This is a genomic window from Kribbella sp. WER1 (genome assembly GCF_054189145.1).
This window is the reverse complement of the sequence record NZ_CM135186.1, coordinates 7,730,867-7,755,497: the sequence shown is the minus strand read 5'-3', so window position 1 is coordinate 7,755,497 and position 24,631 is coordinate 7,730,867. Positions and strand designations below refer to the sequence as shown.

The following is a 24,631-nucleotide window of genomic DNA, read 5'->3' as shown; positions in this document are numbered from 1 at the left end:
TCGGTCAGGTCGCGAGGCCGGCTTGCCAGCGCGCGATCGCTTGCTCGACGTGGACAGCAACCAGACCAGCCAGGTCGATGTCGGCACCGAGTAACCACTGCAACTCCAGCCCGTCGAGCACCGCGACCAGGATGCGGATCTCGGCTTCGATCTGCTCATCGGTGAGGGCCGGAACTTCGCCGTCCTCGATGGCTTCGCGCAGTTTGCCGGTCCAGAGCTGGAGACCGTTGGCGTAGCGCCGGCGGATGAAATCGCGGGCCGGGTGGCTCGGGTTCGTCGCCTCCGCGGCGAGCGTGATGAACAGTTCCAGCAGACCGCGATGGTGGACGTGGAACTCCATCAGGTCACGCATCTGACGGAAGTACGCCAATCCGCGCGCGCTCTCCGGCAGCGTCGACCGGCCGGTCTGGACCGTCCAGTCCTCCAGCACCGCGGCGAGCAGACCTTCCTTGCTGCCGAAGTACTGGATCAGGGTCGCGGGCGAAGCGCCGACGCGTTCGGCGATGTTGCGCAGCGAACCACCGACGTACCCGAACTCGCCGAACACCTCGGACGCGGTCCGGACGATGCGCTCCCGCCGTTCGATCCCCCTGCGGTACGGGCCGCGGATCGTCGGTGCCGTCTCGCCTGCCACGGGCCCCACCCCCATCGGGTCGCCGAACTCTTGACGAAACCTTACCAGCCGTTTACGTTTGCCGAAATCTGAACGACTGATCTGGTTTCGCTCTGGTGAGGAGCCACGTATGCAGTCCACTCTCGGTGTCGGTTTCCTGGGCTCGGGCCCGGTGACGCAGGCGATTCACCTGCCGACCCTGGCCCGGCTCGCCGACCACTTCACCGTCCGCCAACTCCACGACGTCGACACCGCCGTGACCGCGAAGGTCGCGGCCCGCGTCGGGGCGGCGTCCACGACGTCGCTCCAGGAGATTGTCGACAATCCGAACGTCGACATCGTCGCGGTCTGCAGTCCGCACGCCTTCCATGCCGAACAGGTGATCGCGGCCTGCCGGGCCGGCAAGAAGGCGGTGCTCTGCGAGAAGCCGCTGGCGATGTCGGCCGACGAGGCCGCCGCGGTCGCAGCGGTGTCCGCCGCGACAGGCGTCCCGGTCCTGGTCGGGGCGATGCACACGTTCGATCCGGGCTGGCGGTCGGCGGTCGCGCACTGGGGCGACCTCCCGGCCACCAGCCACACCATCCGGTCGTCGATCGTCCTCCCGCCGAACGCGCGCTTCGAAGACGTCGCGACCGAAGTACTCAGCCGCCCGACCTTCCCCGCAATGGATCTCGCGGACGTCGAGGTGCGCGCGGGCATGGTGCATGCGGGCGTGATGGGCCTCGCCGTGCACGACCTGCCGCTGGTTCGCAGCCTGCTTCCCCGGTACGACGATCTGCGCGTGCTGAGCGCGACGCTCGTGACGCCGTTCGGGTACCGGATCCTGATGGTTGCCGGAGGCAAGGTCGTCGAGCTGCATGCGGTGATGTCGCAGACGTGGCAGCCGAGCTGGGTCCTCGAGGCGTACGCCGAGGACCAGGTACTGCGGACCGAGTTCACGCCGTCGTACGTCCACGCGGGCTCGGCCGTCAGCACACTCACGACCGCCGAGTCGGCAAGGGCGTTCGGCCCGACGCCCGTGAACGGCTACGAGGCCGAATGGCTGGAGCTCGCGGCCGTCGTCCGCGGGGAGGTCGCGCCGCCCGACCTGGACAGGATTGTCGACGATCTGCAATTCACCGTCGCGGTCGCCGATGCCGCGGCCGAAGCAGTGCGCACCGCCGACAAGACGGAGGCGGCCGCATGAACACCACGTACACCGCGCGGGCGACCTTGGCGACGCTGCCGGTTTCGATCCCTCGTCCCGCCGACGTGAGCCTCGTCGACGGGGCGTCCGACTGGCCCGCGGAGGTACGGCGCGCACTGCGTTCAGGCAGTACGGCGGTCGTCGTCGTACACCCGCGGATCGCCGAGTTCGCCGACCTGCTGAGCGCACCCGTACTCGTCGACTCACCGTGGGCGTCCAACCCGGTGATCGACAGCGCCGCGCAGGCCTTCCGCGTTGCCGAGGGCAACCGGATGGAGTGTCGAGTACTGACACCGCCCGGCAGCGATCTGACCACCGCGCTGCTCCACGAACTGGCGCTCGTCCGGGCACTCCGCAATCCGGTGCGCCGGCTGACCGTACTGCATCTGTCCGGCCACGTCTTGTACGCCCAAGGCTCGACCGACGACGGCGTTCACGTCGGCCTCTCCGTCGTCCGCACCGCCGCCGTACCGGCCTCCGCGAACGTGCAGATGCCGACCCCCGATGGAAGCGTCGAGCTCTGGATCCCCGCCGGCGACACGGCTCGACCCGCCCGGCTGACGGTCGTCAGCCCCGACGGCGCGGTACTCACGCCGACCGTCTACGAGACCGGCCATCGCGCGACGCTGCGGCGCCTGCACGACACCGCTCCGGCCGATCGACTCACCGATCTGAACCACCTGTACGACGACGTCCAGGTGGCGTCGGCCGCGCTCGCGGCCACGGAAGGAGCCCTGTCATGAACCACGGAAGACTCACCCGCCGCGGGTTCCTGGGAATCGCCGGCGCGGCGGGCCTCAGCTCGTGCACCGTGTCCGGCAACAGCGGTGCGAGCAAGGCCGGCAACGCGTCCGGCGAGCTGAAGTTCTGGGACATGCCGTGGGGCGCCCCGACGTACAACACCCTCGGCAAGCAGATCATCGGCGGGTACGCCCCGGCGCAGGGGTTCGGCAAGGCGTCGTACCAGATCATCCAGTGGAACGGCTTCTACCAGACGTTCTCGTCCGCGATCGCGTCGAAGACCGGTCCGGCGGTCAGCTCCGGCGCCGGGTTCCAGGCGTTCCAGTTCGCCGAGCAGGGAGCGATCGCGTACGCCGACAACCTCGTCGAATCGATGAAGAAGGACGGCACGTACGACGACTTCCTGCCCGGCGTGCTGGAGACGATGAAGACCGACAAAGGGTACGTCGCCCTGCCGTGGCAGACCGACGTCCGCCCGCTCTGGTACAACAAGGCACTCCTCGACCAGGCCGGCGCGAAGGTACCGACCACGTGGGACGAGCTGCTCACGGCCGGGCAGGCGCTGAAGAAGATCGGCGTCACCGGCTTCGCCACCGGATCCGGGTCGGACAACAACCTGGGCGCCCACACGATGGTCGCCATGATGGTCAACAACGGCGGCGGCCTGTTCGACCCGGACGGCAAGCCGGACTGCGTGACCGACGCGAACGTCGAGGCGATGACCTTCGTCAAGCAGCTTGTCAACGAGGGGATTGTCGACAACGGCGCGGTGTCCTACACGATCGAGAACCTTCGCGCCCAGTGGGACAGCGGCAAGGCCGGCCTCGGGATCCACTCCCCCGGTCTGGCGACGCAGGCGGCCAAGACCGGCAAGAACCTGCACGTCGCGAGTCCGCTGAAGAGCCCGAGCGGCACGATCGCAGGATTGTTCTTTGTCAACAATCTGATGATGTACACGAACACCCCGTCACAGGAGGCCTCGGAGGCGTTCCTCAAGTACTACTTCGGCCAGCTCCACAAGTACTGGGAGAGCGCGGTCGGTGTCGCCGTACCGGTGCTGAAGTCGATCGCGAACGCCTCCTACTACACGAAGGACCCGAACCAGGTCGCGATCGTGGAGAAGTGGATGCCGGTCTGCAAGACGTACGCCGCGAAGAAGACGGCATCGTTCGCCGCGCTCGCGGCAGTGGACGGAGGTCAGGCGCTCGCCCAGTTCGCGCAGACCATGCTCCAGGGCCGGACCGACCCGAAGAGCGCGCTCACCACTCTCCAGCAGGGCCTCGAAGGAGTCGTCAAACGATGACGGCGCAGACCGTGCCGCGCGCAGCGAGTTCGGCCGCGCCGGGTCACGGGCTCCGCCTCAGCCGCTCGGCGATCACGATGATCGTGCTGGTCGCGCCGTGCGTCGTCCTGCTGCTGCTGATCAACGCCTACCCACTCGTGGTCGCCACCTCCCAGTCGGTCCGCGACGGCACTCTGATCGTCACCGGAAACTTCGTTGGCCTCGGCAACTACGCGGACGTGCTGACCAGCCCGCGGTTCTGGAGCGCGGCCCGGTTCACGCTGATCTTCACGGTCGTCGGCGTGTTCGGCAGCTGGCTCGTCGGCCTCGGGCTCGCACTGTTGCTCCGCACGAAGATCCCCGGTGGGACAGTCTTCAAGGTCCTGCTGATGCTGCCCTGGGTGGTCCCGATCGTGGTCTCCTCGACCGCCTGGAACTGGCTCGTCGCCACGCCCAGCAGCCCGATCCCGAGCCTGGCCGCCCAGCTCGGCTTCGGTGAGGTCAACTTCCTCGCCGATCCGACACTCGCCGCGGTCACGGTCTGCGTGTTCAAGGTCTGGGTCAGCTTCCCGTTCATGATGCTGATGACGTCGGCGGCGCTGGCCGCGGTCGACACCACGGTGTACGAGGCCGCGGGCATCGACGGGGCGTCCCGCCGGCAGCAGTTCGTCCACATCACGCTGCCGCTGATCTCACGATCGACGTACATCAGCTGGATCCTGATGACGATCTTCTGCGTGAACGACTTCCCGACGATCTACCTGCTGACCGGCGGCGGCCCGGTCGACGCGACCTCGTCGCTGGTCGTCCTGGCGTACCGCACCGTGTTCCAGGACCTGCAGACCGGGCCGGGCGTCGCGATCGCGTTCCTGATGACGCTCGTCCTGGTGATCGTGTCCACCGCGCTCTACCGCCAGATCCGGAAGGTGGACATCGCATGAGCACGATCACCGCACGCGAACCCGGCACCCGTGGGCAGTGGTGGCGGTTCGCCGTCCTGCTGCTCGTCACGCTCGTCGTCCTGGTGCCGATCTTCGCCACGCTGCTGCTGTCCCTCCGCCCGTCCGGAACCGGAGGATTGTTGACAATCGACAATTTCCGCAACGTCTTTGCGAAGACCGACGTACGGATCTGGCTCGGCAACAGCCTCGGCGTGACCCTCGCGACCGTCCTCGTCTCGGTCGTCGTCGCCGCACCGGCCGGCTACGTCCTGTCCCGCGGCCGCAGCAAGGCTGTCTCCGGGCTGTCGCTGCTGCTGTTCGTGATCCAGTCGCTGCCGGTGATCACCGCGATCATCCCGCTGTTCGTGCTGTTCGCCCGGCTCGGACTCACCGACAACCTGATCGGCCTGGTCATCGTGTACGTCGGCAGCACGATGTCGGTGGCCACCTGGATGATGGCGGCGTACTTCGACTCGATCCCGCATGCCCTCGAGGAAGCCGCCTGGGTCGACGGCTGCTCGGTGTTCGGCTCCTTCGCCCGGATCGTGCTGCGGAACTCGCTGCCCGGCATCCTGTCCACCGCGATCTTCGCGTTCCTGCTCGCCTGGAACGACTACCTGGTCGCGCTCGTCTTCCTGCGGTCCAGCTCGATCTTCACGCTGCCGATCGGCCTGCAGACCTTCTTCCAGCAGAACGCGGTCGACTGGGGCTCGGTGATGTCCCTGTCCGTCGTGATGCTGTTGCCACCCGCAATCATCTTCGCGGTCCTGAACAAGTACTTCAGCATCGGCGGCATCGGCGGCGCCCTCGCCGGCCGCTGAGAAAGGACACGACTCCGTGGAACTGTTCGACGGACACACACTCGACGGCTGGTACGCCGTACCACGCACCTACGACACCCTGTGGCCGGGCGGTCCGACCGTCCGCGACCTCGTCCCGGAACTGGCCGCCGACTACGAAGAGCAAGCTGCCGCACATCCCGCGCACTGGCAGGTGCTGGACGGCGCGATCGAAGGATTCCAGGACCCCGAACAGCCCGGGTACGGCGGCTACCTGGTCACCGAGAAGACCTTCGGCGACTTCGAGCTCACCCTGGAAACGAAACCCGACTGGCCGGCCGACACCGGCGTCATGGTCCGCCGCCGGCCGGACAACTGGGCCGGGTTCCAGATCCTCGTCGACCACCGCAAGTCCGGGTCGATCGGCGGATTCTTCGGCAACGGCACCGGCGGCTTCCACGCCGTACCGTACGTCCTCGACGCCGAACTCGATGCCAACGGCAACCCCACCGGGCTCCGCCTCGAGGACCCGGCCAGCTCCGCCGAGCCGATGACCCCCGACAAACCCGCGCTGCTCACCCGCCGCGGCGACCCGGGGCAGTTCCTCGACAGGTGGCGTTTCGGCGACTGGAACACCCTCCGGGTCCGCTGCGTCGGCGCGAAACCACGCATCACCACCTGGGTCAACGACGTGTTCGTCGCCGAGGTCGACCTCGCCACGATGCAGCACCCGCAGTACGACGCCGACGCGGTCGCCGACGCGCTCGGTCCGGCCGGCCACATCGCGCTGGAGGTCCACGACAACGACCCCCGCTTCGGCGAAGCCCGCTGGGGCCGCGGTGCCCGCTGCCGCTGGCGCAACCTCACGATCGAAGAACTCTGACCGGTCCACCCACGATCTGCACCGAAGGAGTTCCCTGATGACAACCTTCCGTGTCGGGCTGAACCCACTCCCCTGGGTCCTCACCCCCGCAGGTTTCGACCTCAGCGTCCCGGTCCTCGACGGCGCCTTCGCCGAGATCGCGACCACCCCGTTCCGCGGCATCCACGCCGACCCGCCGGCCGGGCTCGATGCCGCCGGGTACCGCACCCTGCTCGCGAACCACGGCCTGACGCCCGCGCCCGGCTACTACTCCGCCGACGTCAACACGTCCCCTGCCGACCTCGCCGAGGCCGCCAAGCGGCACGCCGCCGTCCAGGCCGAACTCGGCAACACCGAGGTCTTCCTCGCCGCCGGCCTCACCGCCGACCGCATCGCCCACCCGGCCATCGGGTACGGCGACACCGGTCTCCCGAAGGTCATCGACTGCATCGGCGCGGCCGCCGACGCCATCCGCGCCGAAGGCGTCGTACCCGCGCTGCATCCGCACGTCGGCAGCCCGATCGAGACCGAACCCGAGATCCGCGCCGTCCTCGACGCCGTCCCGTCCTCGATCCTTGCCTTCGGCCCCGACACCGGCCACCTAGCCTGGGCCGGCAGCACCCCTGCAACGTTGATGACGCAGTACGCCGATCGCATCGCCGCCGTTCACCTCAAGGACGTCCACCTCGACCAGGCCGCAGCGGCCAAGAAGGCCGACGCGAACTACTTCGAGGCGACCGTCACCGCCCACACCGTCTGGACCGAGCCCGGCCGCGGCGACGTCGACCTGATCGCTGCCGTCGCCGCCCTTCCCGACGCGTTCGACGGCTGGCTGATCGTCGAGGTCGACGTACCTGAGGCCGGCACGAACCTCCGATCGACCCAGCTCTCGGCGGAGTGGATCACCACACACCTCGGCCCGGACGTCTTCTGATACAAGGGTTCAGGGCCGCGTGAGGTCTGCTCGGTACGCGGCCTCGAGGTGGTCGTCCCAGGGTTCGGTCTCGGCGGCGAGGGAGTCGAGGACGGTGGCCGGGCGGGTGGCGCCCGAGACGACCGAGAGTGCGGGAGACGATGCCAGGAGGGCGCGGAGCAGGAGGCGTTGGAGCGAGACGCCTCGAGCACCGGCCGCCGCGGCCAAGCGAGGCGCGGCGGCCAGGCTGGGTGCGGCGGCGGCCGAGTTAGGCGCGGTGGCAGTGTTGCGGAGGGGTGAGTAGGCGAAGAAGGGCACCTGGTGGGTTTCGCACCAGGTGAGGACGTCCGCCGACTCCTGGCCGAGTGCTGTGTGCCGGTCCTGCACCGCATCGATCTCGGCGACGGTCCAGGCGCGGTCGAGTTCGGCCACGGTCACGTTCGACAGGCCGATCCGCGCCACCTTGCCGTCGTCCCGGAGCGAGGCGAGTGCGGAGACGCCCTCTTCGACCGGCTGTTCGGCGAGGTCGACCCGGTGGAGGTAGTACAGGTCGAGCCGCTCGCCGCCGAGTACGCGCAAGCTCGTCTCCACGTCGGACCGGATCCGCTCCGCGCCGATGTCGGCATCCCACGTGGTCCCACGCCGGGTGTGCCCGCCTTTGGTCCCGACAAGTACGCCGGTACCCCGAGCAGCGTCGGCCGCCAGCGCCTCGCCGTACCACGGCTCGTCGACACGCGTGTAGGCACGGGCTGTGTCGAGAATCGCCGTACCGGCGGCGATGCCGGCCCGGATCGTCGCGAGGTCGGCGTCGCGGTCGCGGGGGTCGAAGGAGAAACCGGCGACGCCGAGCGCGACCCGGCCGGTGAGCCTCACGAGGCGGCCTTGGACCTCGAGAGTTCGCCCGCGACGTCGAGCGCGATCTCTCGTGTCCGGAGTGCGAGTGGGGACTCGGTGCGGCCGGCGGGCCAGTACAACGAGAGTTCCCGGGACGGCGATGGCTTCAGCGGGTGGATGCTGAGCTCGTCGTCGGACCAGGCATCGGTTGCGTGCAGGGCGAGCCACGGCAGCACCGCGCAGCCGATGCCGACCCGGACCATGGACAGGATCGTCTCATGGCCCGTCGTACGGAAGACGAATCGCGGCTGGGCGCCGGCCCGGGCGAGCGTCCGCTCCAGCCATCTCTGGTGATAGGTGAGCGGCCAGCCGACCATCGGAACGTCGTCGAGGGCCTTCGCCCGGACGGGCCCGGCGGTGAACGCGCCCGAGCGGGCCACCAGCAGGTACGGCTCGTCGAAAAGCTTGGCGTGCTCCGCCTCGCCCTCGACCGGGCCGTCGTGGAAGAGCAGATCGAGTTCCCCGATCCGGGGATCGTCCGGCTGCACCTCCGACAGCCTGATGTCGCAGCCGGGATGCTCGTCGAGCAGCCGGCGGATGACGGTCGGCAGGATCAGGTTCGACACGCTCTGGAACGTGCCGATATCGATCCGGCCGTTGCCGTCCCGGAAACGATCGACGGCGTTCGTCAGCGCCTCCGCCTTCGCGAGAAGTTCGCGGCCGTGGGACAGCACCACCTCGCCGAGCGGCGTGATCCGGACGGGTCTCGGACCGCCGGGCCGGTCGAAGACCAGGCCGCCGACGGCCTTCTCCAGTGCGGCGATCTGCTGGCTCACCGAGGATTGGGTGTAGCCGAGTCTGACCGCCGCGTGCCCGAACGTTCGCTCCTCGGCGATCACGGCCATGGTCCGCAGGTACCGCAGTTCGACGTCCGCCATGCAGCCAAGCATAAGCACTGACGATCGACATGATCGGAAATCATCGCTTTTCGTGATTCGACGTGCGCCCTAGCGTGGTGCCATGACCCAGATGAGTACGTACGTGTTGATCCACGGTGGCGGCGACGTCGGCTGGTCCTGGCACCTGGTCGCCGCCGAACTCCGGCGCCGGGGCCACGAGGTGGTGGCGCCGGACCTGCCCGGCGACGCGTCCGCCACGTTCACCGACTACGCCGATGCGGTGATCGATGCCGTCGGCAACCGAGAGGACGTGGTCGTCGTCGGGCACTCGTTCGGCGGCTACACCGCACCGATGGTCGCCGATCGACTGGGGGCCGAACTGCTGGTACTCGTGGCCGCGATGATCCCCGCGCCCGGTGAATCACCCGCGGACTGGGGCCGCATCACCGGATACGCTGAGGCGGTACGAGCGGCCGCGGCCCGCGACGGTGGCCGCACCGGAAGCTCCGATCCGTACGTCGGGTTCCTCCACGACGTACCGCAGGCACTCGCGGAAGAGGCGATGCGCAGGTCAAGGGAACACCCGTCGCCGGCCGGGCGGACCGAGCCGTGGCCGCTGGCCGCCTGGCCGGAGATCCCGACGAGGTTCGTGCTGTGCACCGAAGACCGCTGCTTCCCGCCCGACTTCCTGCGCGAGCTGGCGGTGGACCGCCTCGGCATCACCCCGGACGAGATCGCTGCCAGTCACTGCGTCGCGCTGAGCCGTCCGACAGAACTGGCCAACCTCCTGGAGAGCTACCGATGAGCTGTGTGAAGAAGTTACGTTCTGCCCTCTGGCTGCCGATCTTCGACGAGCTCGCGGACCCCTTGGTCGTGGCGCGGCTCGCGGCCGAAGCGGAAGCGGCGGGGTGGGACGCCGTGTTCGTGTGGGACCACCTGCGCTGGCGAGCACCGGTCCGGCAGGTGGCGGACCCGTGGATCACACTGTCGGCGATCGCCACGGCCACCGAACAGGTGCGGCTCGGCCCGATGGTCACACCGGTGGCTCGACGGCGGCCGGCCAAGGTCGCGAAGGAGACCGCCACGCTGGACCGCCTCAGCGGCGGCCGCCTCACCCTCGGCGTCGGTCTGGGCAGCGACCGGTTCGGCAACGAGTTCTCGAAGACCGGCGAGCCGCAAGACGACCGGCAGCGCGGCCGGATGCTGGACGAATCGCTGGAGATCCTCGGCGCCGCCTGGTCCGGCGAGGAGGTTCACCACCACGGCGAGCATTACACCGTCGACGGCATGCAGTTCCTCCCCCGTCCTGTCCAAGAGCCCGGCGTACCCGTCTGGGTCGCCGGCTTCCCCGGGAATCCCAAGCCGGTACGACGGGCCGCCCGGCACGACGGCTTCTTCCCGGTGCACCTCGACCACCCGGACCAGCTCGCCGGGATCGCCACCACCATCGCGGAGCTCCGCGGCGACACGTCCACGCCGTACGACATCGCGATCGCCCTCGAGCCAGGCATCGACCCCGCACCGTACGCCGCGGCCGGCGCCACCTGGTGGATGACCGATTTCGGACCCGGCGCCGCGGTGGACCACGTCCGCGGTGTCGTCCGCGACGGGCCGATCGAACTCTGAGACAACCGGGGCAGCAGGTCGACTCTCCGCGACCGGCCGGGCACGATCAGCTTCTCGGAGCTGAGGAAGCTTCAGCTTGCCCTCGGCAACCACCGTTGGATCGCCTCCAGGTATGGACAATCCGGGCGACCTACCGGTGTACTCGGGAGTCGGGGGTCCGAGGAGGTGAGGATGACCGCCATCAGGCTCGATGCCGTTTCCAAGGTGTACGACGGCCGGCATGTTGCCGTCGACAACCTGACACTGGACATCGCGACCGGCGAGGTGATGGTGCTGCTCGGACCGTCGGGGTGCGGAAAGACCACCCTGCTCCGGATCATCGCCGGACTCGAGGAACTCACCGCGGGCCAGGTCTGGCTCGACCGCACCGAGGCGAGTGACCTGACGCCCAAGGACCGCGGCGTCGCGCTCGTGTTCCAGAACGGCGCGCTGTACCCGAACCGCACGGTCCGCGAGAACATCATGTTCCCGCTGCGGATGGGCGGCGAAGCCCCCGCCGAGGCCAGCGCCAAGGCCGGCGGGCTCGCCCGGATCCTGCGCATCCACTCCACCCTCGACCGGCTGCCGAGGACATTGTCCGGCGGCCAGCGGCAGCGGGTCGCGATCGGCCGGGCGATCGTCCGGCAGCCGCGCATCTTCCTGATGGACGAACCGCTGTCCAACATCGACGCCACCCTGCGCACCGAGCTGCGCCAGGAGATCGGCGACATGGTTCGCGATCTCGACGTGACCACCGTCTACGTCACCCACGACCAGGTCGAGGCGCTCACGCTGGCGGACCGGATCGCGATCATGCGGGACGGCCGCATCGAGGACGTCGGGACACCGACGCAGGTCTTCAACGACCCTGCCACCGCCTTCGCCGCCGGCTTCCTTGGTACGCCGCGGATCAATCTGATGGCGGCCACCGTCCGGGTCACCGCTCACCACCGGGTCAGCCTCGACTTCGGTTCGCAGGCCCTGCCGTTACCGCCGACGGACAGCCGCTCGCTGATCCTCAGTCGGCACGACGGGATCAAGGTCATCGTCGGCGCCCGCTCGGACGCCTTCACGGCAACGGCCGAGGGCGTCGACACCGACCAGCTGACAGGATCGCTGCGCGCGCTCGAGTTCCACGGCAACCAGTGGATCGCGTTCGTTGCCTGCAACATCGACACCGTCAACCCCGACTTCGTCGGACCACCTCCGCCGCCGGAACGCGAGGCCCGGTCGCACACCCGGCATGCAGCACGACGCGTGTCCACCCTCACGGCCGTCACCAGATCACTGCTGCGACGGCCCAGCACCCCGCCGGCACCCGACACGACCGCCGATCCGTCGCACCGCCGAGCGGACCTGGTCCTCGAACTCACCCCCGGAACCGGCCTCACGACCGGCGACAAGGTACACCTCACCGTCGACACCTCACGCCTGCAGATCTTCGACGAACACGGCCAACGCATCGACCGCGTCGTACGTTGAGTCCTTCGCCGGGAGCGGAGTACACCACCAGCGACGCCCGCCGGAGCGGCGGGCCGTCGCTGGTGGGTTGGGTCAGCCGTCGGAGTCGGAGGCTGGGATGTAGGCGCCGGGGACCTCGTCGGGGGTGTAGATCTTGGTGTCGCCCGGGTAGGGCTTGGTGAACTCGTGGGCCTCGTACCAGGAGAAGCGGTTCATCTGGGCGGGAGGTGTGGAGTCGACCTTGGCGTTGGGGCCGGTGAAGGGCTGCTTCGCCTTCCAGGTTTCCCATTGCGTCGCGATCGCCTGCTCGGCCGCGGGGACCTTGCCGGTCGGTGCCGGTGCGGCGTTCGGGTTCTGCGGTGCGGGGGTGTCCGCGCCGCAGGTCGGCAAGGTGGACAGGCCCTGGGTCAGCGGGGTCCGGTTGGGCTGGAGCGTGAACGGCGTGTAGTCGGGCCTGCCGGTGAACGCCGTACGCATCGGGGTGGCGGCGCTGTCCTTCTGGTTCATCGGGTGGATCCCGAGGATCTGCTCGATGGTGCGGATCACCGTGATCTGCGAGTAGTACCGGCTGTCGACGGTGCCGTGCTGGGCCCACGGGCTGATGATCTGGATCGGGGCGCGGTGACCGTCGACGTGGTCGACGCCGGCCTGGGAGTCGTCCTCGAGCACGAAGATCGCGGAGTCCTTCCAGTACTTGCTGTGCGAGATCTCGTCGACGACCTTGCCGACCGCGAGGTCGTTGTCCGCGACCTGGGCGGGGCCGCTGGTCGGACCGCCGGTGTGGTCGTTGGGGAACCAGAACATGTTCAGGTTCGCCGGCCCGAACTTCGCGAAGTCGCGCTTCCAGATCTCGTACCGGTAGATGTCCGGGATGCTCAGGTCGCCACCCGGGTAGCCGTGCACCGAGATGTCGTTGAGCGACGGGATGTCGACGTTCGAGTACATGGGGTACGCCGTGTTCTGCGCGGGATCGGCCGCCATGTTCTTCGTGTCGCAGTACAGGTTCTGCCAGCTCGCGCTCGACGGCTTGTTGTTCTGCTGCATCTGGTACTCGCCGAAGTCCCGCGCGGTCTTGCCCGCGGCCTCCGCACCGGTCCAGATGAAGCCGCTCTTCTGGTGACCGAGGACGTCGTTGTACGAGTCGTAGCTGCGCTGGTACTCGCCCGCCGTGGATTCGGTGTACTCCGGGTCGTCGGCCTGCATCAGCCAGCTGTGCCCCTCGGCGGAGTTCGTGCCGATGTCGTACGTGTTGTCGTACAGCCCGAACTGCTTCGCCAGGGCGTGCTGGTTCGGCGTGACGTTCTCGCCGTACTGCGTCAGCGACGGATCGCCGTTGCCCTGCGGGATGTCGCCGTACACCTGGTCGTAGGTCCGATTCTCCTTGACGAGCAGGAAGACATGCTTGATCGTCGACGGGTCGCCGAGCTTGAGCGGGACCGGCACCGGTTTGGCGCCGCCCGTGGCGCGCTGGACCGAGTTCGGCGTCCAGCCGTTCTGCTTGAAGACCTGCTGCGTGTACGTCCTCACGACGCCGTCGTCCGGCAGCTTGAACTGCTGCAGGCTCGAGGTCGTGTCGTGGGTGCCGTGGCTGCTGGTGTTGCGGAGCGCGTCGACGCCGCGGGTGTTGGAGACGACGACGTTGCCGCCGGCGGTGGTGATCTCCGACGGGAAGTAGTCCGTCGGCAGCAGACCGACGTAACTGACCGGCTCGACCGCGTTCTTGAACTTGTAGACCGCGACCGCGTTCGCGCGACCGAGCGTCACCAGCAGGCGACCGTCGTCGGTCAGGCTGACGGCGGTCGGCTCGTACCCGACGGAGGCCTCCGGCCACGGCTGGGTGGCGATGGTCTGGACGACCTTGTCCTTGGACGCGTCGATCACCGACACGCTGTCGGAGGCCGTGTTGGTGACGAACACCGTGCCGTTCTTCGCGTACATCGAGGTCGGGTGCAGCCCGACGTCGATGCTGGTGACCGCGGGCTTCGCCAGGTCGATGACGCTGACCGTGCCGGTGGTGGACGAACCGGTGAACGGATCGGCCGGTACGGCGGTGCCGTACGAGTTCATCGTGGTCTCGGCGCGCGCGGTCGAGTCGCTGATGTCCCAGCCGCTGAGCTGGAGGAGCGGCTCGCCGTAGTTCGCGGTGACGTTCAGCCGGTAGTACCGGTACGCGGTGGTGTTCTTGAACGTGTAGCTGTTGGTGATGTACCGCGAGTCGAACCGCTGGCCCGTGCGCTTGTCCAGGTCGGTCCACGTGCTGCCGTCGTTCGACGCCTGCAGGGTGAAGTCCTTGGGATCGCGCCCGGGCGAGTCGTTCGCGGAGGTCAGTGAGTAGTGCACCACCGCTGCGGGCTTGGCCAGCTGGTACGTCACCGAGCCGGTCGGCTGCTTGGACAGCCACTTGGTCGACGGGTCGCGGTCCTTCACGTTCGCCGCGACCTCGCTCGGCGGATTGTCGCCACTCGTGGTGACGGCGCTGACCTGGTCGAGCACGCTGCCAGGCATGGGCTTCGCCTGGCGACCGCCCTCGTTGCTGACGTACAGCTTGTCGCCGACCTTCACCATGCCGCGCGGGGCGATGCCGACGCCCCAGCTCTGCTGTACGGCGCCGGTCGCCGCGTCGAGCGCGATCACCCGGTTCTGGCCGTTGACGGCGACGTACACGGTCTTGCCGTCGGCCGAGAACACCGGCGCGGCAGACAGCGCGCGCTTCGAGCCCTGCGCGGCGATGCTGATGTTCGTCGGATCGGCCAGGCTGCCGTCCGGGTTCACCGTGAACTTCGTGAAGCCGTCGGCGCGGCCCAGCCACAGCTGCGACCCGTCGGGCGTGTACGTCGGGCCCTCCTGGCCGACGTCGCCGCCGCTGACGCGAAGATCCGACTGCGCGTTGTTACCGACGTACTGCTGCACCTTGGAGGTCCTCAGGTCCACGATCGCGAGCACCTGCCCGCCGTCGGTGAGCGAGGCCGCGAGGTGCGTACCGTCCGGGCTGACCGAGGACGACATGATCTTGCCGTACGGGATGACCAGGCGGCGGCCGATCGGCTTGATGTACTGGTTGTCCGACACGACCTGACCCAGGTCGGTGGTCTGACCGACATGCTCGAAGCCGAACTGGGTGGTGTTCGCGAACGCGTTCGTGCTGGTGGCGACGACCGTCAGCGCAACCATCGCGATGAGCGGCTTCCGTGCCTTCTGTCGCGCACCAAGGCCCGTCCGGTCCTTCGCACGCCGTTGACGTGTTACTTGCATCGACTCGTCCTTCCGAGCGTTCGGGGTGGCCTGGAGGAACCTAAGGACGACGCATGACACACCCCCGGCACGCAGTCGAACGCAACGCAAACGCAAGACAGCCGGACCGACCCGCCTTCTCAGAAACCGACGCTCCGGACGGATTAAGGCTGAGCCTTCAAGGTGCCTGTTCGGGGAGCCGGGCCGTTGAAACTGGCGTCTGATCCGCGTGCTCGGCACTTCGGTCGAGGACGCTCCCGAAAGGACTCACTGGTGCCCGACTTCGCTCCACCGCAGCACTTCCAGCAGAGCTTTGGGCCGCCGGTCAGGCCCCCACGTCGTCGGAGGACGGGGCTGATCGTCACGCTGGTTGCCGGCCTGTGCCTGCTGCTGGTGGCCGGCGCAACGACGTACTACTTCACGCGGCCTGACAAGCCACAGGCCGCGCCGCTACCAGATGGCACCTTGCCGCAAGCGCCCACGATCAAGACACCGCCCGCCGTGGCCGCGGTCGCGTCGCTGGCCGGCCTGACCTGCTACGACGAAGTCACCGAACCATGGCAGCTCAAGGGCTGCTACAAGTACGAAGACGGCCGGATCGTGCAAGCACGCTTCAAGATCACCGCCGGCGGCACCATCGATAAGTTCCAACTGCAGGTCATGGACGACAAAGCCACACCCAGCGCCCGCGTGAACGAACTGCTCAAGCTCGCCGCCCCCGTCTTCGACGCAGTCAAGCTGTCAGCGGCCGACCGCTCCTTGATCACCACCTCACTCCAAACCGGCAAGAACATCGAGCGCGGCAAGGCCCAATGGGGCAAGCTCAACCTCGCCCAGTCCCCCACGACCGCAACGCTCGGGTTGGAAGCCCCAACAGTGCAGTACCTGCCGTACTGGCCGGTCGCCGAGGACTACCGCCCGGTCGTCGACGAGCTCCGCACGCGCGGCTACGACTGCAAGGTCGACCCGGGCAGCCACTTCGAGTGCAAGAAGGACGACCTCAGCATGGACGGCGGCATCGTCGACAACGGGATCAGCACGATGTCCGTCTGGTGGAGCGGCTCGGCCCCCGCGTACGACGCACCCGTGATGGTCGACGCGTACGCCGTACTCGCCCGCGCCGGCTCTCGCGGTGAAGCGTTGCGCCAGGGCCTCGCCCGGATCAACAAGGACCACAGCGAACTGCTGTACGTCGACGGCGTACGCCTGCTCCGCTGGACCGGCCATATCGAGCTCACCGGCGTCTCCTTCGCCTGACCGGTCGCGACGGTGCTGCCGGCCGGTGGTGTTCCAGTCCTAGGACTGATGGACGGATGGCTGTGCGGGGGCCGGTGTTCGAGACTGTGGGTATGGGATCTGTACTCATCACCGGGCCGACCGGTGGGCTCGGGCGGGAGGCGGCGCTGGCGATGGCGCGGCGGGCGGAAGCGGAGCGGCTGGATCTGGTTCTGGTCGGGCGTGCCGGTGAACGACTGGCCAGGATTGCCGAGGACGTTCGGGCCGCGGGGGCGACCGCCGTCGAGGTGGCGTGTGATCTGGCGCGGCTTTCCGACGTACGGGACGCGGCTGCTCAGGTGCGGAAGATGGTTGCCTCGGGCGACGTTCGGCCGTTGCGTGGAGTGGTGGCGAACGCCGGGCTGACGGTCACGGACACTCGGCGCGCCTCCGCGGACGGGTACGAGCTCACCTTCGCCGTCAACCACCTCGCGCACGCGCTGCTCATCCGTGAACTGCAGGACTCGCTCACCGCACCGGCGCGTGTCGTCCTGCTCGGATCCAATACGTACTACGCCAACCTCCCGCGCAGGCTGCTTCGGGTACCGGCCGCCGAGTGGCGGGACCCTCTCGAGCTCGCGCGGCCCGCCGCTGCCGACGTACCGGCCTCGCTGCAGGCGGGCGGTGTCGCCTACTCCAACTCCAAGCTCGCCGTCCTCTATTACGCGCACGAACTCCAGCGGCGAGCGCCCGCGGGTGTCAACGTGTCCGTCTTCGAACCCGGCTTCATGCCCGGCACCGGCCTGGGCCGCGAGGCAAGCCCCGCGCTGCAGCGGATCGCCCGCGCGGTCGGTCGCCTCCCCGGAGTCTCGAAGCCCGCGACGTCCGGCCCGGCGCTGGCCTCGATCGTCCTCGACGACCGTTGGGCGCACCTACGGAACGGCGCGTTCGTGGTGGTCGATCAGGAGCGGGAGGTGGAACCTGTCGCTCACGACCGCTCCCGCGAAGAAAGGTTGTGGGAGGCAACTGACCAGCTGCTCAGCGTGGCCGGCTGAACTCGTGGGCGCCGAGCACGATCGCGAGGGCCAGCCGTTCGGCGTCCTCCGTGCCCGGCTCGGCGGTGTAGACCATGATGCGCACGTCGTCGGTCGCGACGAACAACACGTCGCAGTCGACGGTGATGCGTCCCGCCGCGGGGTGGTCGACGACCTTCTGCTTCGTCGGCTCGTGCATCCGGTCGGGCTCCGGCGACGTCCACAGCTCCGCGAACCGCGGGCTGCGCGCCGTCAGCTCCTCGATCAGGTGTGTCAGCGAGGAGTCCGCCGGATACCGGCTCGCGGTACGCCGCAGGTCAGCCGCCAGCCCGGCCTCGAACTCGGCCCGCTCGCTCGGCGTATGGACGACCCGGTTCGCCGGCCCGACGAAGTTGCGCCACACCGCGTTCCGCTCCAGCCCGCGCAGGCACGTCGTCTCCCCCATCAGCGCGTCGTACGGCGAATTCGCGACGAGGAGCGTCCACGCCGCGTCGTACACGACCACCGGCGTATCCGCCAAGCGGTCGAGCAGGCGCTGCACGCTCCCGGACAAGCGCGACGGTACGACGTCCGGACCCGGCGCGACGTGACCGGCCAACTCGTACAGCAGGCCGCGATCCGCATCGGCAAGCCGCAAGGCCCGCGCGAGCGACTCCACGACCTGCGCCGACGGCGACGTCGCCCGCCCCTGCTCGAGCCGGGTCAGGTAGTCGGCCGAGATCCCCGCCAGCGCAGCCAACTCCTCACGCCGCAGCCCGGTCGCCCGGCGCCGGCTCCCGGCCGGTACGCCGACCGCGCCGGGCGCGATCTGATCCCGGCACCGCCGAACCATCCGGCCGAACTCCCAACTGTCCACCCGTCCAGTCTGCGCGTTCCCTCCCGCCTTGTCCTAGCCCCACCAGTCCTAGGCTCGTATGCGACGGGCGCACGTCGTGCAGAATGGCTCGCATGGCCTTACGACGATGGGCGCAGACGTTCGCGAACGGGACCGTGGCCGCGCAACTGGAGGCGTTGAACGCGCGGCATCCGTGGAGTCACAACGATCATTTCCACAGCTGGATCCTCGCGAACCTTCCCGAGCAACGGCGCGCCGCGCTCGATGTCGGCTGCGGTCGCGGCGAGCTCCTGGCCGCCTTGGCACCGCGCTTCGCGACTGTCTACGGAGCCGACGCGGACGCCACCATGCGCGAACAGTCCGCGCACCGCTGCAGCGGCCTGAGCAACGTCACCGTCAGCACCGACGACTGGACCGACCTTCCCGGCCCGTTCGACCTCATCACGATGGTCGCGGTGCTCCACCACCTCGACGTCGCCGAGGCGCTGAACGACGTACGCCGACGCCTCGCGCCCGGAGGTCGTTTCCTCGCCGTCGGCCTCGCCGCCCCACAGAACCTCCGCGATCACGCCTGGGACCTGGCATCCGTCGTCACCAACCCGATCATCGGCTACATCAAACACCCGTGGCCGAGCCCAGCAGCCCCACAAGACCCGCCCTTTCCCGTCCAGGACCCCACCCTGACCTTCGACGAACTCCAAGCCCTCGTCAACACGGCCATGCCGGGCGCCCACATGCGCCACCAACTCGGCTTCCGCCACACCATCGCCTGGACCAATCCCGACTAGCAGAACCCGTTGAGGCCGGCACCAATGCGGTGCCGGCCTCAACGACTACTTGGCCAGCAGCATCGCGTCGGTCACCGTCTGTACAGTCGTGTTGCCTTCGGCATCGACCACCGTCGCCCGCAGTGACACCGACGTACCGGCCGGTGTCGGGAACGCAGCGACGTACTTCCCGGGCGCCTTCCGAACCACCTTGGCCGGCAACCAGGCCGCACCGGCCGCTCCCTGGTACTCGATCGAGACCCGCTGGATCCCGGGCAGTACCGACTCGTCGGGATCATGGTCCTTCCAGGGCGGGCGGATCGTCACCGGCAGCACGGTCACCGGCCGCCGCGGAGTCACGTTGTGGTCGTCGACCTCCGGTGCGTAGCCGACGGCGAGCGGCGCCAGCCACTGGACGTCGCCGACCGCCGCCGACCGGAACGTCCACGCGTAGTCGACCTTGCTGCTGAGCCGCGAGATCGTGTGCCGGTCGACGGTGGTGACCAGCTTGTACGTCGTCGCCGCCGACGGCAGACCCTCCGCGTCCAGGTACCCGAAGTTGCCCGGGTTCTCCTGCACCAGCTTTCCGTCCTGGTACAGCTTGGTGTCCTGGCTGTCGCTGGTGCCGTCCTGCCACACGCCGCCACCGGCAATGCCCTCCGGGTCCACCAACGACCGCAGCCGGAACTGAAGGGAACCGCCTTGGCGGAGAGCCAGCCCGCTGGACGGCGCGAAGACGGCGGCGTTGTACCGCTCCCGGTACCGCTGCCCCGCCCGGTACCGCTGGTTCAGGTGGTCGACCTCCGTCCGGTAGACCCGTTCGGCGCCGGGCTCGAACTCGCTGACCGTGGTGTACCCCGGCCGGACCAGTCGATCGGGCTGGGGGTCGTGGAACACCTGGCGGTGGGCCGGCAGCGCGTAGTCGAGCTGCGCGGACGCGCCGTACCCGTCGGTGTCTGCCACCTCGGCCTGCCGGTTCGACGTGGCCAGGAGCGCCTGGTCGACACGGATCATCGACGCCGGGTCGAGGACCCGGGCGAAGCCGGTCGGGAACCGGTCCGGCGTCTGGTCGGTCTGGTTCAGCAGGTACGGCGAGTTCGCGAAGCCGCCGTCCGTGCCCTGCCGGGCCCACATGGTCGAGACGTACCCGGTGTCCCCCGGGTGCGTCGGGCCGATGTGCGCGGTGAACAGTCCGGACAGCCCGGCCTGCCCGGTGAAGTCGTACTCCGTCGATCCTCGCCAGTCGTTCATCCAGAGCCCGATGGCGCCCGAGACCACGGCGGCGCCAGCCGGGCGGGCGGTGATCCGGAAGGGCTTGGCGAGCCGGGCGTCCATGACGACGGTCGTGTCGGTCGTCAGGTCGAGATACGGCTGGATCATCAGGTAGGTGTCCGAGCGGTCACCGCGCGGCACGACCAGCCCGTTCTCCAGTTCGTACTTGGCCTTAGGGACGCGGACCGTCACCGTTCCGCTCGGGTCCTGCAGGGTGCGCGTCTGGTAGTTGTCGTCGAGGACGCTGGTCGTGGCGGTCGGCGCCGGCTTCCCGTCCGGACCGATGTGCTTGACGGTCAGGTTGTAGCTCTCGACTTCCTTGTCGACCGCGATCGCCGCGCTGATCGTACGGTCGCCCGACCTGGCGATCACCTCGCCGCTGTAACGGCCGTCAGGTCCGGAGCGGGTGTTCATCGTGACCGGCAGATTCGCCGTGCCGTGGGCCGGGACGGTGAGCGTCGTGGTCCCGAGTTCCACCATACCGTCCGGCGCCGGCTGGTGGTCCTGGCCGAGCAGCGTCGCGTTGAGGGTGAGGTCGACCGGCTTGTCGCCGTCGTTGCGGTAGACGAGGTTCTTGGTGATCGGCTGGTCGTCGTCGTGCGGCCAGACCGCCGTACCGAACCAGAGCGAGCCGGTCTCGGCCACGACCGGGTTCACGACGGCGTTCGCCACGTCGAGCCGGCCGGCACCCTGTTCGTCGCCGGTCTGGCCCGGGAGCGTCTTCGCCGACGACACCAGCTGGGACTTCAGCCGGCCCGCCTGCCAGTCCGGGTGCTGCTGGAGCAGGAGCGCGGCGGCGCCGGCGGCATGCGGGGTCGCCATCGACGTACCGTCCAACGACATGTAGTCGTCGCCGACCGGGTCGCCGAGGTCCGATCCGGCGGCCCGAGCGGTGACGATCGCCACACCGGGAGCGGTCAGGTCGGGCTTGATCGTGCCGTCCGTCAGCGGTCCCCGGCTGGAGAAGCCCGCCAACTGGTCCTGCTTGTCGACGGCGCCGACGGTGAGTGCGGCAGCCGCCCGGCCGGGCGACTCGATCGTCCCCGGCCCGTCGCCGCTGTTGCCCGCGGCCACCACGAACAGCGTGCCGGTCTGGGCGGTGAGCCTGGCGATCGCTGCCTCGACCGGATCGGTGCCCGGCCCCGGATCGCCACCGATACTCATGTTCACGACCTTCGCCTTGACCTCGGTCGCGGCCCACTCCATCCCGGCGAGGATCGCGGACATCTGGCAGTCGAAGACCGTGCAGACCTTGCCGTCGTACAGCCGGGCGTCCGGCGCGACACCGCGGTACTTGCCGCCCGAGGCGGCGCCGGTGCCGGCGATCGTGCTCGCCACGTGGGTGCCGTGACCGACCAGATCACCGGCGGCCTCGTCGGTGAAGTTGTGCGCGCCGGCAACCTGCGTCTTCAGGTCCGCGTGCTGCGCGTCGATCCCGGTATCGAGAACCGCGACCGTCACGCCCTTGCCGGTGAAACCGGCCTGCCAGGCAGCCGGCGCACCGATCTGCGGGACAGACTTGTCCAGGGTCGGGCGGTACCTGGCGTCCAGCCAGACCTTCTCGACCCCGGCGCCAGTGGCCTGCGGCAGGAACGTCGCGGCGTCGCGCTTGTCGACCTTGAGCGCGACGCTGTTGATCGCCGGCAACGACCGCTCGACCTTGGCTGCCGCGAAGGCCCGCGCCTTCGACTTCCCGTCGTACGTGACGAGCAACGGGACGTCCTTGGTCTTCCGGTCGTCGAGCCCTTGGCGGATCAGCCCGGCGACATCGAACAGGGCGCGGTCCAGTTTGCCGGCCGCGACGGCGGGCGCAACGTCGGACGGGATCACATACAACTTGTCGCCGATCCGCCGCTGCTGGAACGCCACCGTCCGGCCGGCGCCGCGGACGGTACGGACGGCGCCGTGTTCGCCGATCGTGACCCGGTCACCGGTCAGCAGCGTCACCTGCCCGGGTGGCAGCGCTGCCGTCTTCGGTGCCGCAGGTACCGGCGTAGCGCTCGCGGGTGGAGCCGTGCCCGGAACGGCGACCATCCCGGTCACCAGACCCGTTGCCAGCAGCAACCCGCCCAGGTTCGACAGATGTCGTTTGTGCATGCAAATTCCTCCAGTCGTCACCTCGTTAGATGCACGACGAGTCGAAAGGTTGCAGCCGCCACAGTCCGCGCCGGACGCGCGCCTCGCGCCGGATCGATTACGGTGCTGTTGTCGAATCCGGGAAGACGAGATCGTAGAAGAGACATGAAGCTTCTCCTCACCTCCGCAGGCATCAAGAACGCGAGCATCGCCGACACGCTCGTCGAGATGCTGGGCAAGCCCGTCGCCGAGGCCAACGCACTGGTGATCCCGACAGCGGCGTACCCGGCGGGAGGACCCGGTGCCGCCTGGCGGATCGTCTCCGGGCACGCGATGACTCCGCTGTGCGAGATCGGCTGGAAGTCGCTCGGCCTGCTCGAGCTCACCGCGCTCCCCAGCCTCGACGCGGCGCAATGGATCCCCGTCCTCCGGGAAACCGACGCACTTCTGGTGAGCGGTGGCGATCCGCTGTACCTGGCGCATTGGCTGCAGCAGTCCGGCGTGGCCGACGTCCTGCCTTCGCTGGAGCACACCGTGTGGGTCGGGGTGAGCGCCGGGAGCCTCGTGGCAGCGCCCCACCTGGATCAGGTCATGAGTGACTGGGAGCCGCCCACGGGCAGCGTCCAGGCGCTCGGGCTGGTCGACTTCAGCATCCTTCCGCACCTCGACCACCCGAACATGCCGGACTTCAGCCTCGCCGAGGCGGAGCGCTGGGCCGCCGCAATCGACGGGCCTGGCTACGCCATCGACGACCAGACCGCGATCACCGTCATCGACGGCGAGGTCACTGTCGTCTCCGAGGGCCACTGGAAGCTGTTCGATTGAGCTAGGCGACCAACCGCTGGACGAACCACACCAGCCCCACGATCGCGACCCCGGCGGCGACGAGGCCTGTCGCCCAGTTACCGGCCGCGGGCGCGCGGTGACGAAGTACGGCGAGCACCGGGAACACCAGCGCGATGATCACCAGCTGCACGAACTCGATGCCGACGTTGAACACGAACAGCGACCACAGCAGGCTCCACGAGAACGCCTCGTCGATGCCGAGCGCGCTCGCAAAGCCGAGACCGTGGATCAGGCCGAACGCGAACACGACGCCGAGCCTGATCCAGCCGGCTTTGTCCAACGCGAAGTGGCCGCGGCTGCGGGTCTCGATGTCGGACGCGTGCAGCCGGCGGGTGACGAGCCGCCACAAGTGCCAGGCAGCGACCACGGCGATCGACAACGCGATTAGCGGCTCGACGACCGCTGCGGGGGCTCGTACGGCGCCGAGTGCCGCGAGGACGAAGGTCACCGAATGCGCGAGGGTGAAGGAGGTCGCGGCGAGTACGACCTCCCGCAATCGGCGGGAGCCGGCGATCAGCGCGAGCAGGAACAGGATGTGGTCGAGGCCGGTGTACAGGTGTTCGGCACCGAGCCGGAAGAACTCCCAGAAGCGCTGCGCGAGGCTCTGCTGGATCGAGAACGACGGGTTGTTCCGGTCGAGTACGGCGCTGCCCGACCGATCACCCAACCGGTAGGTGACGATCGTCTCCGCGCCCTTGACGTACCCCTCGTCGTCGGCGAACAGCGAACTCCGCACGACGTGACGAACGTCGTGCTCCTGCGCGGGGCAGGTCCAGTCGAGAACGACCTTCGCGTAGGGCACGTCGCGCAGGTGTACGGCGAAGTCGCCGACCTGGCGGGGGACGCAGCCCACGAGCGCGAACCGATCGGTGAGGTACTTGACCGCGGTCGTCCGGTGGCTGTTCAAGGCCTTCTGCTGCGCCGGGAGGTCGCCGTCGTTCCACGCGGGCATGCCGGCCTTGTAGAGCGGGTCGTCGTGCTCCAGGTCCGCGACCGAGACGATGAACAGGTCGTACTCGACGTCGAGCTCCGTACGCACGTGACCGGGCTGCTCTCCCGCCTTGACGTCGACGTACGTGGTCGAGCTGAACCCGTGGGCAGATGCAGGCAACGTCAGCAGGACAATGCTGATGAGGGCACCGAGGACGACACGGATTCGCATGACACGGGAAGCTTCCGCAGGCTGATGAACGGTCCACGAACACACCGCGAACAGACCTTGGTAGGAGCCGGAATCAG

The 24,631-nt window shown here is 68.8% G+C and carries 21 protein-coding genes; 14 read left to right on the top strand and 7 right to left on the bottom strand.

Annotated elements, in window-relative coordinates:
* Positions 1–4: 4 nt before the first annotated feature.
* On the bottom strand, positions 5–634 hold the full coding sequence (locus ACXJJ3_RS37915) for a TetR/AcrR family transcriptional regulator (RefSeq protein WP_458166770.1): 630 nt from the start codon (positions 632–634) through the stop codon (positions 5–7).
* 109 nt (positions 635–743) lie between these two features.
* Here ACXJJ3_RS37915 and ACXJJ3_RS37910 point away from each other — a divergent pair, with 109 nt between their 5' ends.
* The 7 genes from ACXJJ3_RS37910 to ACXJJ3_RS37880 are packed head-to-tail and all read left to right on the top strand — an operon-like array spanning position 744 to position 7,338.
* Positions 744–1,799 carry a Gfo/Idh/MocA family protein gene (locus ACXJJ3_RS37910; protein ID WP_458166769.1) on the top strand — a complete coding sequence of 352 codons (1,056 nt, stop codon included), beginning with the start codon at positions 744–746 and terminating at the stop codon, positions 1,797–1,799.
* Positions 1,796–2,542 (top strand): hypothetical protein, encoded by a 747-nt coding sequence (locus ACXJJ3_RS37905; RefSeq protein ID WP_458166768.1) that lies wholly within the window; start codon positions 1,796–1,798, stop codon positions 2,540–2,542. The genes ACXJJ3_RS37910 and ACXJJ3_RS37905 overlap by 4 nt, the downstream gene beginning before the upstream one ends.
* Positions 2,539–3,843: an ABC transporter substrate-binding protein gene (locus tag ACXJJ3_RS37900; RefSeq protein WP_458166766.1), complete on the top strand. Its 1,305-nt coding sequence runs from the start codon at positions 2,539–2,541 to the stop codon at positions 3,841–3,843. Before ACXJJ3_RS37905 ends, ACXJJ3_RS37900 begins: the two co-directional genes overlap by 4 nt.
* On the top strand, positions 3,840–4,763 hold the full coding sequence (locus ACXJJ3_RS37895; RefSeq protein WP_458166765.1) for a carbohydrate ABC transporter permease: 924 nt from the start codon (positions 3,840–3,842) through the stop codon (positions 4,761–4,763). Before ACXJJ3_RS37900 ends, ACXJJ3_RS37895 begins: the two co-directional genes overlap by 4 nt.
* Positions 4,760–5,584, top strand: coding sequence for a carbohydrate ABC transporter permease (locus tag ACXJJ3_RS37890; RefSeq protein WP_458166764.1), 825 nt, complete (start codon positions 4,760–4,762; stop codon positions 5,582–5,584). Before ACXJJ3_RS37895 ends, ACXJJ3_RS37890 begins: the two co-directional genes overlap by 4 nt.
* A gap of 16 nt (positions 5,585–5,600) precedes the next feature.
* Positions 5,601–6,425, top strand: a complete 825-nt coding sequence (locus tag ACXJJ3_RS37885) for a 3-keto-disaccharide hydrolase (protein WP_458166763.1) — start codon at positions 5,601–5,603, stop codon at positions 6,423–6,425.
* 37 nt (positions 6,426–6,462) lie between these two features.
* On the top strand, positions 6,463–7,338 hold the full coding sequence (locus ACXJJ3_RS37880) for a sugar phosphate isomerase/epimerase family protein (RefSeq protein ID WP_458166762.1): 876 nt from the start codon (positions 6,463–6,465) through the stop codon (positions 7,336–7,338).
* A 9-nt stretch (positions 7,339–7,347) separates the two neighbouring features.
* On the opposite strand, the gene ACXJJ3_RS37875 is transcribed toward ACXJJ3_RS37880, so the two are convergent.
* Complete coding sequence (locus ACXJJ3_RS37875; RefSeq protein ID WP_458166761.1) at positions 7,348–8,190, bottom strand: aldo/keto reductase; 843 nt, start codon at positions 8,188–8,190, stop codon at positions 7,348–7,350.
* Complete coding sequence (locus ACXJJ3_RS37870) at positions 8,187–9,089, bottom strand: LysR family transcriptional regulator (RefSeq protein WP_458166760.1); 903 nt, start codon at positions 9,087–9,089, stop codon at positions 8,187–8,189. Before ACXJJ3_RS37870 ends, ACXJJ3_RS37875 begins: the two co-directional genes overlap by 4 nt.
* 82 nt (positions 9,090–9,171) lie before the next feature.
* Here ACXJJ3_RS37870 and ACXJJ3_RS37865 point away from each other — a divergent pair, with 82 nt between their 5' ends.
* The 3 genes from ACXJJ3_RS37865 (at position 9,172) to ACXJJ3_RS37855 (ending at position 12,137) form a co-directional block, all read left to right on the top strand.
* On the top strand, positions 9,172–9,855 hold the full coding sequence (locus tag ACXJJ3_RS37865; RefSeq protein ID WP_458166759.1) for an alpha/beta hydrolase: 684 nt from the start codon (positions 9,172–9,174) through the stop codon (positions 9,853–9,855).
* A 5-nt stretch (positions 9,856–9,860) separates the two neighbouring features.
* On the top strand, positions 9,861–10,676 hold the full coding sequence (locus ACXJJ3_RS37860) for an LLM class flavin-dependent oxidoreductase (RefSeq protein WP_458166758.1): 816 nt from the start codon (positions 9,861–9,863) through the stop codon (positions 10,674–10,676).
* Positions 10,677–10,847: 171 nt separating this feature from the next.
* Positions 10,848–12,137, top strand: a complete 1,290-nt coding sequence (locus ACXJJ3_RS37855; RefSeq protein ID WP_458166757.1) for an ABC transporter ATP-binding protein — start codon at positions 10,848–10,850, stop codon at positions 12,135–12,137.
* 72 nt (positions 12,138–12,209) lie between these two features.
* Here the strand turns inward: ACXJJ3_RS37855 and ACXJJ3_RS37850 are convergent, their stop codons facing one another.
* Complete coding sequence (locus ACXJJ3_RS37850; RefSeq protein ID WP_458166756.1) at positions 12,210–15,368, bottom strand: alkaline phosphatase family protein; 3,159 nt, start codon at positions 15,366–15,368, stop codon at positions 12,210–12,212.
* 252 nt (positions 15,369–15,620) lie between these two features.
* On the opposite strand from ACXJJ3_RS37850, the gene ACXJJ3_RS37845 reads away from it, so the two are divergent.
* Together ACXJJ3_RS37845 and ACXJJ3_RS37840 are read left to right on the top strand one after the other, a co-directional pair.
* Entirely contained in the window at positions 15,621–16,604 is a 984-nt protein-coding gene (locus tag ACXJJ3_RS37845) for a hypothetical protein (protein ID WP_458166755.1), read from the top strand.
* A 92-nt stretch (positions 16,605–16,696) separates the two neighbouring features.
* Complete coding sequence (locus ACXJJ3_RS37840) at positions 16,697–17,617, top strand: SDR family NAD(P)-dependent oxidoreductase (protein ID WP_458166754.1); 921 nt, start codon at positions 16,697–16,699, stop codon at positions 17,615–17,617.
* Here ACXJJ3_RS37840 and ACXJJ3_RS37835 read toward each other — a convergent pair.
* A complete protein-coding gene (locus ACXJJ3_RS37835) occupies positions 17,601–18,452 on the bottom strand; it encodes a helix-turn-helix transcriptional regulator (protein ID WP_458166753.1) in 852 nt (283 codons plus the stop codon). The two genes, ACXJJ3_RS37840 and ACXJJ3_RS37835, sit on opposite strands and share 17 nt — an antisense overlap.
* Before the next feature lie 92 nt (positions 18,453–18,544).
* Between ACXJJ3_RS37835 and ACXJJ3_RS37830 the strand changes: the two genes are divergently transcribed.
* Complete coding sequence (locus ACXJJ3_RS37830; RefSeq protein WP_458166752.1) at positions 18,545–19,219, top strand: class I SAM-dependent methyltransferase; 675 nt, start codon at positions 18,545–18,547, stop codon at positions 19,217–19,219.
* Between the two features lie 45 nt (positions 19,220–19,264).
* Here ACXJJ3_RS37830 and ACXJJ3_RS37825 read toward each other — a convergent pair whose 3' ends face one another.
* On the bottom strand, positions 19,265–22,567 hold the full coding sequence (locus tag ACXJJ3_RS37825; RefSeq protein WP_458166750.1) for a S8 family serine peptidase: 3,303 nt from the start codon (positions 22,565–22,567) through the stop codon (positions 19,265–19,267).
* A 144-nt stretch (positions 22,568–22,711) separates the two neighbouring features.
* Here ACXJJ3_RS37825 and ACXJJ3_RS37820 point away from each other — a divergent pair, with 144 nt between their 5' ends.
* Entirely contained in the window at positions 22,712–23,371 is a 660-nt protein-coding gene (locus ACXJJ3_RS37820; RefSeq protein ID WP_458166749.1) for a Type 1 glutamine amidotransferase-like domain-containing protein, read from the top strand.
* Between the two features lies 1 nt (position 23,372).
* On the opposite strand, the gene ACXJJ3_RS37815 is transcribed toward ACXJJ3_RS37820, so the two are convergent.
* Positions 23,373–24,554, bottom strand: a complete 1,182-nt coding sequence (locus ACXJJ3_RS37815; RefSeq protein ID WP_458166748.1) for a HupE/UreJ family protein — start codon at positions 24,552–24,554, stop codon at positions 23,373–23,375.
* Between the last annotated feature and the right edge of the window lie 77 nt (positions 24,555–24,631).

Coding starts and splice junctions, on each gene's coding strand:
- ACXJJ3_RS37910 (WP_458166769.1), top strand. CDS start 744: ATGCAGTCCACTCTCGGTGTCGGTTTCCTGGGCTCGGGCCCGGTGACG.
- ACXJJ3_RS37905 (WP_458166768.1), top strand. CDS start 1,796: ATGAACACCACGTACACCGCGCGGGCGACCTTGGCGACGCTGCCGGTT.
- ACXJJ3_RS37900 (WP_458166766.1), top strand. CDS start 2,539: ATGAACCACGGAAGACTCACCCGCCGCGGGTTCCTGGGAATCGCCGGC.
- ACXJJ3_RS37895 (WP_458166765.1), top strand. CDS start 3,840: ATGACGGCGCAGACCGTGCCGCGCGCAGCGAGTTCGGCCGCGCCGGGT.
- ACXJJ3_RS37890 (WP_458166764.1), top strand. CDS start 4,760: ATGAGCACGATCACCGCACGCGAACCCGGCACCCGTGGGCAGTGGTGG.
- ACXJJ3_RS37880 (WP_458166762.1), top strand. CDS start 6,463: ATGACAACCTTCCGTGTCGGGCTGAACCCACTCCCCTGGGTCCTCACC.
- ACXJJ3_RS37870 (WP_458166760.1), bottom strand. CDS start 9,089: ATGGCGGACGTCGAACTGCGGTACCTGCGGACCATGGCCGTGATCGCC.
- ACXJJ3_RS37865 (WP_458166759.1), top strand. CDS start 9,172: ATGACCCAGATGAGTACGTACGTGTTGATCCACGGTGGCGGCGACGTC.
- ACXJJ3_RS37855 (WP_458166757.1), top strand. CDS start 10,848: ATGACCGCCATCAGGCTCGATGCCGTTTCCAAGGTGTACGACGGCCGG.
- ACXJJ3_RS37850 (WP_458166756.1), bottom strand. CDS start 15,368: ATGCAAGTAACACGTCAACGGCGTGCGAAGGACCGGACGGGCCTTGGT.
- ACXJJ3_RS37840 (WP_458166754.1), top strand. CDS start 16,697: ATGGGATCTGTACTCATCACCGGGCCGACCGGTGGGCTCGGGCGGGAG.
- ACXJJ3_RS37830 (WP_458166752.1), top strand. CDS start 18,545: ATGGCCTTACGACGATGGGCGCAGACGTTCGCGAACGGGACCGTGGCC.
- ACXJJ3_RS37825 (WP_458166750.1), bottom strand. CDS start 22,567: ATGCACAAACGACATCTGTCGAACCTGGGCGGGTTGCTGCTGGCAACG.
- ACXJJ3_RS37820 (WP_458166749.1), top strand. CDS start 22,712: ATGAAGCTTCTCCTCACCTCCGCAGGCATCAAGAACGCGAGCATCGCC.
- ACXJJ3_RS37815 (WP_458166748.1), bottom strand. CDS start 24,554: ATGCGAATCCGTGTCGTCCTCGGTGCCCTCATCAGCATTGTCCTGCTG.